Annotated in this window: 7 protein-coding genes; 2 read left to right on the top strand and 5 right to left on the bottom strand. The window is 38.2% G+C overall.

All coding sequences use genetic code 11. The features are described 5' to 3' along the window. Positions 1 to 51 precede the first annotated feature (51 nt). The 5 genes from asnB to GNE10_RS03765 are packed head-to-tail and all read right to left on the bottom strand — an operon-like array spanning position 52 to position 12,947. A complete protein-coding gene (gene asnB, locus GNE10_RS03785) occupies positions 52 to 1,887 on the bottom strand; it encodes an asparagine synthase (glutamine-hydrolyzing) (RefSeq protein WP_185563718.1) in 1,836 nt (611 codons plus the stop codon). Between the two features lie 59 nt (positions 1,888 to 1,946). After that, entirely contained in the window at positions 1,947 to 2,675 is a 729-nt protein-coding gene (locus GNE10_RS03780; protein WP_185563717.1) for a class I SAM-dependent methyltransferase, read from the bottom strand. A gap of 4 nt (positions 2,676 to 2,679) precedes the next feature. Beyond that, on the bottom strand, positions 2,680 to 4,107 hold the full coding sequence (locus tag GNE10_RS03775; RefSeq protein WP_185563716.1) for a condensation domain-containing protein: 1,428 nt from the start codon (positions 4,105 to 4,107) through the stop codon (positions 2,680 to 2,682). Position 4,108: 1 nt separating this feature from the next. Beyond that, positions 4,109 to 4,552: a phosphopantetheine-binding protein gene (locus GNE10_RS03770; RefSeq protein ID WP_185563715.1), complete on the bottom strand. Its 444-nt coding sequence runs from the start codon at positions 4,550 to 4,552 to the stop codon at positions 4,109 to 4,111. Positions 4,553 to 4,568: 16 nt separating this feature from the next. Then, on the bottom strand, positions 4,569 to 12,947 hold the full coding sequence (locus GNE10_RS03765) for a non-ribosomal peptide synthetase (protein WP_185563714.1): 8,379 nt from the start codon (positions 12,945 to 12,947) through the stop codon (positions 4,569 to 4,571). Positions 12,948 to 13,964: 1,017 nt separating this feature from the next. Here GNE10_RS03765 and GNE10_RS03760 point away from each other — a divergent pair. Both GNE10_RS03760 and GNE10_RS03755 read left to right on the top strand, forming a co-directional pair. Further along, positions 13,965 to 16,556, top strand: a complete 2,592-nt coding sequence (locus GNE10_RS03760) for a TonB-dependent siderophore receptor (RefSeq protein WP_199342056.1) — start codon at positions 13,965 to 13,967, stop codon at positions 16,554 to 16,556. Positions 16,557 to 16,558: 2 nt separating this feature from the next. Further along, positions 16,559 to 17,878, top strand: a complete 1,320-nt coding sequence (locus GNE10_RS03755) for a glycosyltransferase (protein WP_185563713.1) — start codon at positions 16,559 to 16,561, stop codon at positions 17,876 to 17,878. Positions 17,879 to 17,885 lie beyond the last annotated feature (7 nt).

Raw genomic sequence — 17,885 nt, 5'->3', positions numbered from 1 at the left:
CTGCGCTTACCTCAGCGCACCTTTGCGTTTAAAATTTTATATATTTTGCAACTAAAGATTAAAACGACTTTGTAAAAAGCAAGTACCTAGTAGCATCAATAAAGCTGGTTCTAAATTAATACGCTGACTTTCTTTCATAGTTGCAAGTCCATCTAAGAGTGTAGCGATCGCCGATTGATTAAAAAATGGTACAGATGCCATAACTGAACTCCGCAACACATCTTGAATTAAAATATAAAGAGAATTATTAGTTGTAATAGTTACAGGTGGAGCCGTAAAAGGTTGTTTTGGACGAGTGTAGACTGTATCAGTCAGAAAAGGTCTAGCCGCTTCTCTTAGCACATATTTTTCTTTCATCCCCCGAACTAATAAAGAAACTGGCATTTCACGTACTAATTCAAAAAGATGATGATCTAAAAAGGGTAAACGTACCTCGATCGCATTAGCCATTTCTAAACGTTCAGCAAACAAAATATAGTTAGGTAAAATTGACTTAGACCACAAATATAAAGATTGAATAACTGGTTCTCTTCCTAAAACTTGTTCTTTTATATCAAATTGGTTTAAAAACTTGCCATAAACATCTAGGTCAGAATAATCAGAGGTATAATCAGGATTGAGAAGCAAGTTAAAAACAGAACGTTTAACTGCTATTTCTTTTAACCAAGAAGGGATAAATCCTAATTTCTGCTCTACACTAGCTAAAGCGGTTGGTGTTTTTTGAATAGAATTATTGAAAAGTAAATCTTGGCGTGAATGACTATACCCTGCCAAAATTTCATCCGAACCTTCCCCAGATAAAACAACTTTATAACCCGATTGTCGGACTACACGACTTTGTATATATCTCGCTACACCATGTGAATTTACACCCAAAGTTTCAGCGTGCCAAATTGCATCAGCAATATGTTCAGCAAAATCAGATTGATTAAGCCGAATTACTTGAAAATCAGCACCAACATATTTTGCTGTTTCACGAGCGATAGGTTCTTCATCATAGGCTGGGCGATCAAACGAAACATTAAAAGCGCGGATTGGATCGCAACTAGATTTTGCTGCTATTCCCAAAACAGCTGATGAATCAATACCGCCACTCAAGAAACTACCTACAGGTACATCAGCCCGTAGTCGAATTTGCACAGCTTCTTCTAATTTATGACGGAATAGTTCAATATATTCATTATCCTGACGTTGTGGGATTTGTTGATTAACTATTGGATAATCCAGATCCCAATAGCGAGTAATTTGACTTTGATTGGGCGTTGCTAACAAATAGTGTCCAGGCGGAATTTGCTTGACACCTGCAAACAAAGTGCTGTCTTGATTGACGTAAATGAATAACTGCTGAAAATATGATTCATAATCCCAACTGGCGGGAACTCCAGCAGCAAATAAAGCTTTGGCTGCTGATGCTAGATAAAGTGTGTTACCAACTGTAGTGTAAAAAAGTGGTTTAATTCCAAAGCGATCGCGTGCTGCAAATAAAACCTGTTTCGCCTCATCCCACAAGATAAATGCAAATTCACCCCGGAGATATTGCAGACATTCAGTGCCAAATTCTTCATATAGATGAAGTACGATTTCGCTATCAGAACGGGTTCTCAGTCGATGACCTAAGTTTTTTAATTGATGCTGAATTTTTTCATAATCATAAAACTCCCCATTCACGACAACGTGTAACTTTTCATCTTCATTGGTTATTGGTTGATTGCCTGTTGCTAAATCGATAATACTAAGTCGAGTATGCCCTAATCCCACTTTTTGGTGGTCAGCAACCCAATGTGATTGGCGATCGGGGCCGCGATCGCGCAACTGTTGTGTAGCCTTGGTTAATGCTTCTACTATAATTGGTTCTTGTCTAGAAAAAATGCCTACAATACCACACATCTATAATAAACTCCCCATAAAAACTATCGGTAAATTTGATTTTTGCGTTGCGATATTATTTACTTGTAGGCAACAAAATAACTTTCGCGTGATTTATCTGGTTCACTATAATAAACACGAACTTGCTTAAAACCTACATTTTCTAAAGCAAATATAATTTCATCTGCGGCATAAGTTTTAACTAACATGATGTCGTCAAAACGTTGCCAATTTTTTTCAATAAATTTAAAACCAGTAATTTTGATTTGACCTATCTTCTCTTCTGGATTATAAATATGTTTTACAATCCAGGCACAATCATCTTTGGCATCACTTAAAACAATATCATTCCAGCCAGCTTGAAACCCTTGTTCTAACAAAATATTAAAGACAAATAAACCATTACAACATAATGCTTTGTAAACACTCTCAAAAGCACTTCTCAATTCTTCACAAGACATAAAATGATTGAAAGCACCTGTAGAAATTGCTCCCTCAAAAACAGGTAATAATTCAAAATAACGTGCATCACTGCAAATAAATTCTCCATTGCTGGCATTTTCACGAGCATAATGCAGCATTGCTTCTGAGCTATCAATTCCTGTGACTTTATATCCTTTGTTTAACAACATCTGTGCTAAACGACCAACGCCACAGCAAATATCAAGAATATTAGAACCAACAGGCAGCTTTGATAAAAATAATTCGTGAATAAATGGCAAATTATATTTAAGATAATCTTGACTATAATATTGATTATTAACTGAAGCAATAAGATTGTAGTCGGGATGAGTAATTGTAGAAGACATAATTTTATGAAATTACAATGGTTTTTGGTTGAATGTTTTTTAATTTATTAGCAGCTATATTTCGCATTCTTTCTAAATCATCAGCTTTTTGTTGATTTTCATATTCCTGAATTAAGTTAACTAAATTTTCCAGTTGTGTATTAGGTTCTTCCCCGAAAGCATTAAATAATATTTGCAAGTAATTTAGGATTCTAGTAATGTTTATAAATTTGAAAAAAGATGAATCATAGTGAGCCACTAGACCTAAGCTTGAACCAAGTAATAAGATAAGTGTGAGGGGATAATTAGAGCGTGAAAACAAAGAAACGTTATTAATTTTTAAATTAGTTGTAGATAAGCGAGAAATATCTACTAAAGAGTTCTGACACGCTAACAAACTTTCAAATAATGGTAATCCCCCAGAAACTTCACTCCAACTTTGAATGTTTATCAAAGGAGTATGTTCATACTGGCGTAGTTGGTTATATTGAGACTGGAGTTTTTTTAACCAAGGTACGAGTGAATCTTGAGGAGAAATTTGCACTCGCGTTGGTAAAGTGTTAACGAAAAGACCTACTATTGATTCAACTCCTGGTAAAGTTACAGGACGACCAGACATAACAGTACCAAATACCACATCTTTTTCCTTGCTATAGTGGCTGAGTAACAAAGCCCAAGCACCAAGAAATAAAGTATTTAAAGTTAGATGGTGGTGTTTTGCAAAGGATTTAAGTTTTGCTGTAACAGTTGCAGATAGTTGAATCTGTTGTTGAGCATAGTTGTCTTTTTTATCATAGTTAAAACTGCGGTTAATTGCCAAAGAAGTTGTTTTTTTGAATCCCATAAGTTTTTGTCGCCAAAAGGCTTCTGCTGCTGATAAATCCTGCTTTTTCAACCAAGCTATGTAATCCCGATAGGGACGACATGATTGTAATTGCAGATTATCACCTTGGCAAAATGCTTCGTAAAGAGTAAAAAATTCTTTTAGTAAAATATCAGTACACCAACCATCTAATATCAGATGGTAAGTAGTCCAAATCAGCTGATAAACTTCCTTATCAAGACAAATCAAAGTTAGTCGCATCAAAGGCGGTTCAGAAAGCTGAAAACTACGCTGACGGTCTAGTTCTAGAAAAGTATTTAATTGTTCTTTCTGCTTATAATTCGAGAAGTTCTGCCAATCATACTGCTCTATTACCAGTTTCACACGCCGATATACTACTTGAACTGGTTTATCTAAATTCTTGGAAATAAAACCTGTTCTTAAACTAGGATGGCGTTCTACAATTTGCTGCCAAGCTTTATTAAAAGCAGAGAAATTTAGTTTTCCTTGTAATGTACATAAAATTTGCTCCAAATACATTCCTGAATTTGGTTCCGCCAGGATGTGAAATAGCATCCCTTGTTGGGTTGGCGAAAGAGTGTAAATGTATTCAACATCTTCAAGTTTCATGTTAACTGAAAAGCTCGTTTAGCTCTGATTGACTTAACTCTGATTCTGGAAAGTCTGAAGGTGGAAAACTAGTTAAATTTTCAGATTGCGCTTCTTCGCTGTTCGTAGGAGTAAGCAAAGTTGTTTCCGTGATTTTTGCTAATTCAGCAATAGTTGGATAATCAAACAGTTGATTAGTCGTCAGTTGCCAACCTAATTGATTTGCTTTGGCAATAATTTGAATGCTCTGAATAGAATCTCCTCCCAACTCGAAGAAGTTATCATAAATACCCACCCTTTCAATACCAAGAACTTGACTCCATATACTTGCTAGTACTTTTTCAACTTGTGTTGTAGGTTCTACATAGTTTTCTTCTATCTGTGCGTTTTCTTCTTGGAGGAAGAGATTTAGTAGTTCACGTTTTTCTGGTGATAGTTGTTCAAGGCGTTCCAAAAAATCACTCATTTTTTGTTTCTCTAGTTTATTCAGGTTGTAAAGTTAACATTTTCTTTTGAGCAAGTATAAGTTGTGCTTCTTCGTCAGAAATTTGTTCTAGCTTTTGTAAAAGATGGGCTATTTTCATCTCATTCATGAATTTTTGATTAGGTGCTGGTAAATTCCGACGGTCAACTTTGCCATTAGGAGTCAAAGGCAAGGTATCTAAGATTATGAAATTGTTAGGTATTTTGTAAGCTGGCAATTTCTGTTTTAAGAAATTTCGTAATTGGCTGGTGCTGGGTGCAATATCAGATGTTACAACATAGGCTAGTAAATGTTTTTTGCCTAATTCTTCTTTGGCTAAAACCACCGCATTTTTGACTTCTGGGTGTTGTTTTAATACTGTTTCAATCTCTTCTAATTCAATGCGATATCCATTGATTTTGACTTGATAATCGCGGCGACCAATAAATTCGATATTGCCGTCAGGAAGAAAACGCCCTAAATCTCCTGTTTTGTAGAGAATATCACCTTCTCGATCGCTGAATGGATTAGGAATGAATTTTTGGGCGGTTAATTCAGGATGATTTAGATATCCACTGACTACACCTTCTCCGCCAATATATATTTCTCCCACAACTCCAATAGGTACAGGTTGTAAGTAGATATCTAGCAAATATATTTGGGTGTTAGAAATGGGGCGACCGATGGGAATAGCATGGCTTGATTCATAGTCTTGACAATTGCAGACACTACTCCAGACGGTTGCTTCGGTCGGCCCGTATTCATTGAAAAGTGATGTTTGGGGTAATAGTTGACGGTGATGTTTGACTAAGACGGGCGAACAAGTTTCTCCCGCAACAATTACGGTACGCAGAGAAATTAATTCAGTTGGTTGGATATGGTCTAATAATAGTTTATACAAAGAAGGAACACTCAACCAATGGGAAATTTGATGTTGCGCGATCGCCTTTCCTAAATGCCAAATATCTCTTTGTCTATCTTCGTTAATTAATACTAAGGTTCCTCCTTGGCATAAAGTCCAGAAAATCACCGCCACTGAACTATCAAAGGCCAATGAAGGAATTAATAAAAAACTGCGAACGGGTTCTGAGTAATAAGCAATTCTAGCACTGGTAGAATGCACTAAATTTTTATGATTAACTGGTACTCCCTTCGGTTTGCCAGTAGACCCAGAAGTATAAATAATATAGGCTAAATGATTTGGCTCTGTGCAGTTAATGAGCTTATCTTGGCTACTTCTTGTTATTAATTCCCAGTCTGTATCCAGGCAAATAACTGTCATTTGACCTAAGCTATTAACTAATGACTTTTGACTAACGACTAATGACACCCCAGCATCTTGCAGTATGAAATTAATATGCTCTAGCGGATAGGCAGGATCTAGCGGTACGTATGCGCCACCAGCTTTAAGAATACCTAATATCCCTACGATCGTTTCTATAAAACGTTCTACATAAAGTCCCACGGGTACATCAGAGCTTACCCCTAAATTTTGCAAGTAATGAGCAAGTTGATCGGAACGTTCGTTGAGTTCTTGATAAGTTAACTGCTGATTCCCAAACACTAACGCTGTTGCATCCGGTGTCTGCAATGCCTGATTTACAAACCATTGATGAATGAGCAATTTTTCGGGATATTCCCTACTTGTATCATTCCATATCAATAACTGATGCTGTTCATTAACAGGAAGCAAACATTGAGACTCATAGCGATCGCTTGGTTGGTGAGACATAGCTGTTAATGTCTCAAAATAGTAACCGCCAATGGCTTCTAGTTGAACTTGATTAATCTTGGTGAGGTCGCATTCTAAATCAAGTTGAATATTATCCGAAAATGGCTCTCGGTTAAACTCAACTCTTAAAGCAAAATGGGTTTCACCAAAACCTTGCGCGCCGATAATTTCTAAACCTGTTAATGATTGAAGATTCTGGAATATATGAAAGTGAGTGTAATTAAAAACAGTTTCAAATAGCTGTTCTCCACGATTAAGCTTTTTCAATTCTGCGTAGGGATAGCGTCTATAAGGTAATAATTCACTTTCTGCTTGAAAAGTTTGTTGTACTAAGTCTATCCATGTTCCTCCATGCAGTTGTAAACGCAATGGGACAGTGTTCAAATGAATACCTAGCGTCTGTTCTCCGTCTTCAGTCTCTAATCTACCGTTAGACTCCAAACCCGTTAATACATCCGTTTCACCACTTAATAAACTCATGACTCTGATATGTGCAGCTAGTAAAACGTGCTTAACAGGAACTTGCGCTATCTTCGCCAGCTGTTTGAGTTTATCGGACAATTCAGAGGAGATAGGAACATTTAAAATACCAATTTCAGGATTGGTACTGCTAGAACTGTTACAATTCCAACGTGGTAATTGCATTGTGATGCAATCTTGTAGCTTTTGCGTCCAATAGTTACGACATTCTTCTGACTCCAAGGTTGAACGTTCTAATGCAACAAAATCTCGATATGTAATTGTCGGTGACGAATCAAGAGGATATGTCTGGTTGTGAAGTAAAGCCCAATAACGATGTAGTAATTCAGTTAGTAATGAAGCAGTACTCCATCCATCTAAAATGCAGTCGTGGAAACTCAAGACGAGATAAAAAGACTCGTCAGTGAGGCGATGAACGAAAAAGCGAATCATTGGTGGACAAGTCCAATCAAAATTTCGCTGTTTCTCAGTTTCTATCCAAGTGTTAATTGCTTGTTTTTGCTGAGTTGGCGATAGAAAGCGTAAATCTTCTACCTGTAGCGATACACTCACTTGCTCATGGACTAGTTGCAATGGTTCGCTAAAGTTGATTAAATCAAACGAAGTCCGTAAAATTGGGTGACGATTTACTAATTGCTGAATTGCTTGTTGTAAACATTCGACATCAAAACGAACTCGCAACTGGTAGAAGAATATATCATGATACATTGGCGAACCAGGGCTGTATTGAGAATGAAAAATAACTCCCGCCTGGATTCTCGCTAAAGGATAGGCATCTTCTATATCAGTTGGTAATTTTTGGCAATCGCTTGCAGCAATCAAACTGAATCTTTCTGTTTTCGGCTTCCATAAAGAACTCGGTTCAGCAATGTTGACTTCTTGCGCTAATTCATAAATCGTTTGATGTTGAAAAATTTGTTGTAGCGAAAAATTCAAGCCTCTTTCTTGAGATTTGGCTAACACCTGAATACTACGGATAGAATCTCCTCCTAACTCAAAAAAGTTATCGTGGATACCTACTCGTTCAATCCTCAATACCTGTGTCCAGATTTGAGCTAATGCTTTTTCTGCTGAGGTAGTCGGAGCAATGTAAGCTGTATCTAGTTCTGGTCTGATGCGATCGCAGTTTGGTAATGCTCGTTTGTCTACTTTCCCACTCGGCGTTAAAGGTAGACTATCTAACATGATGAAAGCCGCAGGTATCATGTATTCAGGTAGCTGATTTTTGAGCCAACGACGCAATTCAGTTATAGTTGGTGCAGGCTGTTGAGTAGAGACGCAATACGCAATTAATTGGCGATCGCTAAAATTTTCTGATTTATTTTGTTTAATAAATTGGCGCAGTTCCGTAACAGTAGCATCAGGCTGAATGTCACCAACAAACTCAGTTTCTCGCATCAAAACCACAACTTCTTCAATAGCTGGATGTTGACGCAATACGGCCTCAATTTCTCCCAACTCAATGCGGAAACCGCGAATTTTTACTTGTTCGTCAATACGTCCTAAATACTCTAATTCGCCATTAGGTAAATAGCGTCCTAAATCTCCGGTTTGATAAAGCCTTATAGAGTAATTTCCAAAGGTGCAATGTTTAAACCTCGCAGCAGTCAGTTCGGGACGATTCAAATAACCCCGCGTTACACCAGCACCACCAACGTAGATTTCTCCTGGTACTCCAATGGGTACGAGTTGACGATGTTTATCTAATATATACACCTGTAAGTCAGGAATTGGACGACCAATTATACTGTTGGTGCGTTCAATATCGGCTTTGGTAAGAGGGTAATAGGTGACGTGTACAGTAGTTTCTGTAATGCCGTACATATTAACTAACTGTGGTGAATCGTCATGACGGTCAAAGCAAGGCTTTAAGCTCTTGATTTCCAAGGCTTCCCCACCAAAAATTACTAAACGCAAGGCAAGTTTAGAAGCTTGTTGTTCTACTCGCATTAATTGACGAAAAGCCGAAGGAGTTTGATTGAGAACTGTTACCTGTTCTTGGCAAAGTAAATTATAAAAAGCTTCAGGCGAACGACTAATCCAGTAGGGAACGATTACCAAGCGTCCGCCGTACAGCAACGCCCCCCACATTTCCCACACAGAAAAATCAAAAGCATAGGAATGGAACAGCGTCCACACATCGTTACTGCCAAATTTAAACCACTCGTCAGTTGAGCTAAATAAGCGCACAACATGGAAGTGATTTACCAAAACGCCTTTCGGCTGACCGGTGGAACCAGAAGTATAAATTACATAAGCTAAGTTATCGGCAGTAACTTCGCTGATGGGGTTGTGTTCTCTCTCTTGTTTAACTCGATCTAGGCAGACGATGGAACCTGTAAAAGTAGAAAGTTTTTCGATTAGCTGCTTCTGCATTACTACTATCGTTATATTTGCATCTTCTAAAATGAATGCCAAACGCTCTTGGGGATAATTCGGATCTAAGGGTACATAAGCACCCCCAGCTTTGAGAATACCAAGTATACCCACAATCATTTCTAAAGAACGTTCGACGCATAAGCCAACTTTAGTTTCTGGCTTTACACCCAAGCTTTGGAGATAGTGCGCGAGTTGATTTGCCCGTGCGTTGAGTTGCTGGTAAGTTAGATGTTCATCAGCAAAGGTAATTGCTACAGCATGAGGTGTTTTTTCTACTTGGGTTGCAAACAATTCATGCAGACATCGCACCCCCCTTTCTTCCCCTCTTCTCAAAGGCAAATATAATATTTGATGCTGTTCTGCATCTGTCAAAAGTGGTAATTTAGCGATGGGTTGTAGTGGGTTGGCGATCGCACTTTCCAGTAAGGTCTGAAAATGACCTGCCATGCGGGTAATAGTATTACTATCAAACAGGTCAGAGTTATATTGCCAAGAAGCTGTCAGAACCCCATCAATTTCAGCCATCATTAGGGTTAACTCAAACTGCGCTATTTGCTGTTCGAGTCTCCAAGTTTCTAACTGTAAATCTCCTAGATTCATACATATTCCAGTTTCACCTAGTGCTAAGGCTGTCAATCCTGCTTGCTGTGCGATTTGGGCTTTTTGTAAGACAAACATCACCTGAAATAAAGGCGATCGCCCCAAATCACGAACAGGTACTAACTGCTCTACTATCAGCGAAAAGGGATAATCTTGATGAGCAAAAGCATCTAAAACTGTTTGCTGGACTTGTTGTAAAAATGTTTCAAAGCTAGGGTTGTCGGCGAAACTGGCTCTAAGAACTACCGGATTAACTAAGTAACCGACAACTCCCGCCCAAGCAGCTCGATTTCTGCCACTGGTAGGAGAACCGACGAGTATATCTTCTTGTCCTGTGTAGCGGTAAAGCAGCGATTGAAAAACTGCAAGCAGTGTCATGTAAAGGGTGACTTGGCGATCGCAGCTGAAGTCTTTGAGTTTCTGTGTGAGTTCTACACTGAATTTACAGGTATAAGATGCCCCTCGGTAACTTTGCATAGATGGGCGCGGACGGTCGGTGGGGAGATTAAGTATAGGTAATTCCCCTGATAATTGCTTTTGCCAGTAAGCCCAAAGTCGCTTACCTTCTGGATTGGCTAACATTTGTGCTTCAGCATTCACGTAATCAGCATATTGTTTGGTTAAGGGAGGAAGGGTTAGAGATATACCGTTTTTTTGTGCCTCATACAACCTGCCTAACTCATCCACTAGCACAGTCAAACTCCAGAGGTCTGCCACAATATGATGAACTACTAGCAAAAGAATATGTTCTTGAGGTGAGCGAATAAATAAACCTACCCTCATTAACAGCCCTTGTTGTAAATCAAAGGGAGAATAAGCTAGTTGCATCAGGCGATCGCTCAAAGATAATTCATCCCATTCGCTAGCATCTTCCTGTTGCCAGTAGACTTGTAACTGTTGATGGACTCGCTGTACAGTTTGTCCCTGCTTGGTAATAAAAGTAGTACGTAGACCAGAATGGCGATCGGCTAATATTTGAAAAGCTCGATGTAGCGCTTCAATATTTAAATCGCCCCGGATAAGCACCGCCCTAGCAATGTTATAAGCAGTATTTTCTAGCGCTAATTGCTGTAAAAAATACAACGCTTGTTGACCATGAGAAAGCGGATATTCGGTAACAGCATTAAGGGATGAGAGTTCGTTAACCGAATTTGATTCTAACTGCGCTATTATCTTGATTGCTAGTTGTTCAATACTGGCATTTCCTAAAAAACAAGCCATTGGCAAAACCATACCTAAATCAGTTTCAATGGTGTGTTGAAGTTCAATTGCTATTAACGAATCAACACCCAAACTACCTAAAGGCTGCCTTGGATTTACTTGCTTCAGAGATAGTTTCATCACCATGGCGACTTGTTCGTGAAGATAAGATTCTAGTTTTGACTGACGTTGTAATGCCTCCAATGCCAAAATATCTTCACGACTCAAGCCGACTTGACTATTTATTTGACGATCATTTTCTAGAATACTGCTAGCTATTGTTTCCAAAGTTTCTGCCAAAAACCCAGCCCGACAAGCATGACGTTGAATCTTGCCGCTAGAAGTTTTGGGAATACTACTTGGTTTGAGAAGTAACACCGCATAAACTTGCACTTCATGTCCTTCTACCACCGCCTGACGGATAGCTCCTACTAGTTCCTCAGTCTCTAAATTTCGTAGATAACTGCGCTGTACTTCTTGGACGATAACTAGCCTTTCTTCGCCGTTCACATCAACAGAAAACGCTGCTCCACTGTCTGCTTGTAGTGCTGGGTGGCTCTTAGCTACCGTCCATTCAATGTCTTGCGGATAATGATTCCGCCCCCGGATAATTATCAAATCCTTCAGACGACCAGTAATGAAGAGTTCGTCTTCATACAAAAATCCCAAGTCGCCTGTACGCAAAAACGCCCCTTCTTTTGTATCTCTCAGGCAAGCTCGGAATGTATACTCTGTTTGTTCTTTTCGACACCAATATCCTTGAGTCACACTATCTCCTGCAACCCAAATCTCGCCTACTTCACTAGGTAGACAAGACATTAAAGTATCAGGGTTGACAATGACTATCTTTAAATCTGGCAAAGGATAACCACAACCTACCAACGTCCTGACATCAGCTTCTTCTGTACTTGCTGGAACGATCTGATTTTGTGCCAATGCTGACGACTTTACCGACTGTAATACTGGTGGAGCCGCTTTACTACCACCAGAAACAATCAATGTCGTTTCCGCCATCCCATAACAAGGATAAAAAGCCTCGCGGCGAAATCCGCACTCAACAAAGGTGAGAGCAAACTGTTCTAATGTTTCTTTGCGAATCGGTTCGGCTCCGTTAAAAGCAATTTCCCAACTACTCAAATCTAAGTTTTTTCGTTGTTCGGGGGTAATTTTACGAACACATAAATCATAGGCAAAATTCGGCCCGCCACTAGTTGTGGCTTTATACCGGGAAATTGCTTGTAACCAACGAAGAGGTTTTTGCAAAAACGTCACAGGAGACATGAGAATGCAGGGTATTCCCAAGTACAAAGGCTGGAGCATATTCCCCACCAATCCCATATCATGAAATAGAGGTAGCCACCCGACAAAAACTGTTTCTGCGGTATGCTCCATTGCCAGTTGAATCAACTTTTGATTATGTAAAAGATTGCCATGACTGACCTTCACTCCTTTTGGTGCTGCTGTAGAACCTGAAGTATATTGCAGCAATGCTAAAGTATCACTGGTAAGATTAGCTTCTTGTTGCCATTTATCTTTTCCCTGAATGCTAATCAGGTCAGTTGCTAGGCATTGCATAGTTGCCAGTTCTGGAAACTGGATAAACTGACGCTTGATATCAGTTAAAAGGTTTGTAGTTGTTAAGACAATAGTTGCCTGTGCATCTGCAATGATGGCTTGTAATCGGGGCATGGAACGGTTTGAGCGTGGCGGATAAGCAGGAACCGCTATTACTCCGGCATAAAGACATCCAAAAAATGCAGCAATGAATTCTAAACCTGGTGGGTAGAGCAACAATGCTCTTTCTCCCCTTTTTGCACAGCTTTGAAGTAAGGTAGCAATCAGCCGAGCTTGCCGATCTAATTCTCCATAGGTTAAATAAGAACCCTCCACTTCCCCATCTACAAGAAAAGTATATGCTTGCTGTTGGGGTTGCTTGCTTGCTCTCCAGTGAAGCAGTTCAACCAAAGTGGAAAATTCAACTGGTAACTCGAAAAAGCTTTTGCTCATTTGGAAACCTTCTCAATTGTGCATTCAAGGTCATTAATCACTTGAAATTCAGGTGTTGCAATGTTAAACGACTAGAAAACACATTTTTATCATCTCAAAATGTTTATCTAATAGTTTGATAACAGAAAATTTTATAACAGCATAAAATGAGATTTTCCTTGCTAGTTGCAAGAAATATAATGGTGCAATTAGCCTTAATTAATGTTTATTTAAGAAACAAGAATGTGTTTAGCGTGATAAAATATCTTACCTCGCAATATTTTTCTTGCGTCTTAGTTTTTTAGGACGAGAAACAGTAAAGAATCAGACGAAAGCAAAAAAATTTGAATTCGTCTATTGTCAGATTATTAACAATTTCCTTCAAAACTTTTTTGGAGGATAAATTTTCTAAGTGATATCGAAAACTATTCTCAGCAATCCTCAACAAACAATATATTACACGCTTCTCTTGGTTATACAATTATTAATAACTTATTACTATTAATTGCTTGCATAATAATTAGCTAAATTAATAGCATTAAATAAATCTGGTTATTATTGTTTTGTAAATTTGTAAATATTTAATACTTAATATATAAATAAATTAATTTTTTAATTTTTATTTAACATACAGTCACGTTTTACGGACAGTCTTTTGAAATAAACAACTGCTTTAGGTACGCTCAGTAATATTTTTGAAACTCAAAAATTTCATTGATATATCCAATTTTATCTAAATCTTCATAGGTAAATTACCCACAAAATTACATTCATGCCATTTGTATTTATTTATTTATTTATTTTCAATAAAGAGCTTGACTTTTTTTACAAGCTTGGTATTGTAAGAATGATTATCGTTATAGTTTTCAGCAGTACTTCAACAAAAATCTTTGAAAATTCTTAAAGCTGAGTAGGTTGAACTTGCCAAAGTTTGATTTACTACTTTTTCATCCTGCAACAGCAGAAATGGAATTATTTGCGATCGAACGCAAGTAATACCCTGTTGTTGTGGTGTGCAATGTGGTGTGGAGAAATATTTTGAAACAAAGACTGTTTTTTGATTTGGGAATTGTAGGAGCTATTTGTCTATTAGCAATTGCACCTGTGAAAGCACAGGAAGTACCTAAGGAGGATACTTCCAGCACAAAGATCCCCCGACTCAGTGATATTCAGATTCCCTATACCAGTGTGAAAGACTGGCTGCTTGCACAAACTGAAGTCATACAAGTAACTGGAGTGCGTCTTTCCTCAACAAATGATGGTTTGGAAATCATTCTAGAAACTTCTGCATCTGATAAACTACAAACCTCAACGACAAGTGAAGGGAATAGTTTTATTGCAGACATTCCTAACACTCAACTGCGCCTAGCAACAGGTGACTCCTTCCGCCAAGAAAATGCGATCGCGGGAATTACAGAAATAACTGTGACAAACCTAGATAGCAAGACTATCCGCATTCGAGTGACAGGTGAAGCAGGTGCGCCAAAAGTTGAACTGTTTGATAGCGATGAAGGTTTAGTTTTCGGGATTACACCAGCCATATCTTCTACATCCCAACAGCCGCCACCACAGACACCTGAAACAGAAGAACAGCCTAGTAGTGAAACAGCACCAGAACAGCCATCTGCTCAAGACGATCAACCCATTGAATTAGTAGTAACAGGTACACAAGATGGCGAATACAACGTACAAATTGCTCCTAGTTCTACAAAAATTGACGTACCCCTACGGGACATCCCCCAATCTATTCAAGTTGTGCCTCGTCAGGTACTAGAAGATAGACAAGTAACACGTCTAGACGAATTTACAGATAACGTCAGTGGAGTGCAACGGATATTCGGCTTCGGCACAGCATCCGGTTACAATATTCGCGGTTTGTTTGCAGGTTATGAAAACCTCCGCAACGGCTTTCGGGATTTGGGTAATCCTCGTGATATTGCCAACGTTGAGCGTGTAGAAGTACTAAAAGGCCCGTCATCAGTTCTTTATGGTAGTGGTAGTTCTTCTGCCTTGAGTGGATTAGTTAATACAGTCACGAAAAAGCCGCTTGACAGTCCCTTTTACCAAGGTCAGTTGACCATTGGCAGTTTTGATTTTTACCGTCCCAGTATTGATATTACAGGGCCACTGTTAAGCGATCGCTCTGCTTTATACCGCTTAAATGTTGCTTATGAAAATAGTAACAGCTATCGTGATTTTGTCTCTAGGGAAAACTTTTTCATTGCTCCCGTTTTAACTCTGCAACTGAGTCCACGTACAACTTTGACCACTGAATTTGAATATCTTGACTACAGTTATATTTTTGACAAAGGTTTACCTTTAGATCCCGTATCTTTACAACTGCCAGTTAACAGGTTTATTGGCGAACCCAATCTCGATCCCACTACTGGAAATGTTGCTTCAATTACTGGTAATTTTGAGCATCAGTTTAGTGAAAATTGGAAATTTAGACAGGGGTTAAATGCAACTATTAATAATACTGAAGTTGGCAATGCTCGGATATATTCAATATCCTTACGAGATGATGGTCGTACACTAGATCGGACATCTTCTATAGGAGCGCAAAAAACAGAAAACTACTCCTCGCAAACCGAAATTTTGGGAAAATTTAATACAGGTTCTTTACGTCACAATGTTTTATTTGGCGTAGAGTTAGCGAGATTCAAATATGGCTATGATATTTTTGAATCTCCCTTAGATCCTATTGATATTTTTAACCCAGTTTATGGTGCAAGACCAGGAGAATTTACTCTCAGTTTTGCTGGTGAGCAAGGTGGAGACAATATTGGCATTTATGTCCAAGATTTAATAGAAATTTTGCCTAATCTCAAAATTTCGGCAGGCGGTCGTTTTGATTTGGTTGACTCTTTCTATAAAGACCGTCCAACTAATACAGTAGTAAATGAGCAAACAGACAGCAGATTTTCGCCACGAGTTGGAATAGTTTATCAGCCAAGTCAGTTTACATCTGTTTATTTCAATTGGACTAATGCTTTCGTTCCCCAAATCTTTAGTAGAAGTCGGACAGGTGAACAATTCAAACCAGAAATTGGCGAACAGTTTGAAATAGGAATTAAGCAAGATTTTTTTGATAGTCGCGTGTCAGCAACTTTGGCATTGTATCAAATCACTCGTCAGAATGTTTTAACACCAGATCCAGTTGATAGAAATAACTTCAGCATTCAAACAGGCGAACAAAGAAGCCGTGGTATTGAACTAGATATTGCTGGGGAAATATTACCAGGTTGGAAGGTAATTGCTAGTTATGCTTATATAGATGCTGCTGTTACAGAAGACAATGTGATTCCCATCGGAAACCGACCAGCAGGCGTACCGGAACACAGCGCCAGTTTGTGGTCTACTTACGAAATTCAAAATGGTAACTTGCAAGGTTTAGGTTTTGGCTTAGGGTTAGTATATGCAGCAGAACGTGAGGTATCTTTACCCAATACATTCACAGTTCCCTCATATCTAAGAACTGACGCATCTGTTTTTTATCGTCGGAGTAATTATAGAGTTGGTCTAAATATCAAGAATCTCTTTGATGTTAAATATTACGAAGTAGATGGTTTTAGTCTTCTCCCCGCAGCACCATTGACGCTATTAGGTACATTTGCAGTAGAGTTTTAGTCATGGCAAAAATTGTATTTTGTATTTGGCGATTGCAAGGCGAATTTTATGGCACTTTGAAGTTGGCGAAAACTCTAAAATCTTTTGGTCATGAAGTGCTTTATTTGGGGATACCAGATTCTGAAGAAAATGCTCAAAATCATGGGTTTACTTTTCTACCTATTCTCGAAAGATGGTTCCCAAAAGGTTTTATACGAAAAGTCGATGATAATCATCTTAAAGCTAGTGGGCTTAAGCTCATCTTAGAGCAAATAAAATATATCAAATATTTTAAATCTATGATTGATTCCTTTCTAACAGGAGAGAACCGCGAAGTACATACTTTGCTCAAACAGACTCATCCCGATTTACTTTTGATTAGTACATCCTCCCCTTTGTTCTCAACTTTACTGGCTTTAATAGCTTATGAATCCCAAATTACAAGCATTTATTTAACGGATATGTTTACGGCACTACCACCGCCTAATTCAAACCGACAAATACAATTTTCTCCTCAGTTTTGGATACAACAATTTAAATTAGCATTCAGTTGGTTAATTGGTATCGATATCAATATTAAAAATATTATCAAAAAAATTGCTATCAAGAGTAAAGTTCCTCTGGACTTACTAGATTTTCAGCAGGTGATTCCTTTGAAATTACCACATTTATTTTTATGTCCTAAAGAATTAGATTTTCCTGGCACTGTAAGACCAGGATGTTATTATGCAGAAGCTTCTATAGATTTAGAAAGACAACAATCTGATTTTAATTGGTCAAAACTCAAGCAAGATAAAGCTCTAATTTATTGTGCTTTAGGAACTACAGTAGGAGCGGTAGAAACTTTAACTGTAGCTAAAGCAAAACAATTTATTCAAAACATCATTGATGCTATTTCCAAAAAACCTAAATATCAATTAGTGGTTTCAGTGAGCGATTATCTTTGTGTTGAGGATTTTACTTTTATTCCCGATGATGTCATCATAGTTAATAAAGCACCGCAATTAGCACTTCTAGAACGAGCTTGTTTAGCAATTATAGCTGGAGGAATACATACTATTAAAGAATGCATATTTTCAGGAACACCAATGATAGTATTTCCCATTTGTGCTGACCAACCGGAAAATGCTAAAAGGATTCATTATCATGGATTAGGGTTGGTGGGTGATATTCAAGATGTAACAGTCCAGAAAATAACTAATTTTATTGAAACAATAGAAAGCAATTCTTCATTGCAGCAGCAAGTAGAGGCATGGGGTAAAAAAATTAGAGAAATAGAAAGTTCTGGACTTTCTGTCAAAATTATTTCCCAAATTTTAGCTACTACAAAATCAGTTAATTAAATTGTTT

The sequence above is a fragment of the Nostoc sp. 2RC genome (genome assembly GCF_014222165.1).
Taxonomy (GTDB): domain Bacteria; phylum Cyanobacteriota; class Cyanobacteriia; order Cyanobacteriales; family Nostocaceae; genus Nostoc; species Nostoc linckia.
The sequence above is the reverse complement of the archived record's forward strand: the minus strand, read 5'-3'. Positions and strand labels throughout refer to the sequence as shown.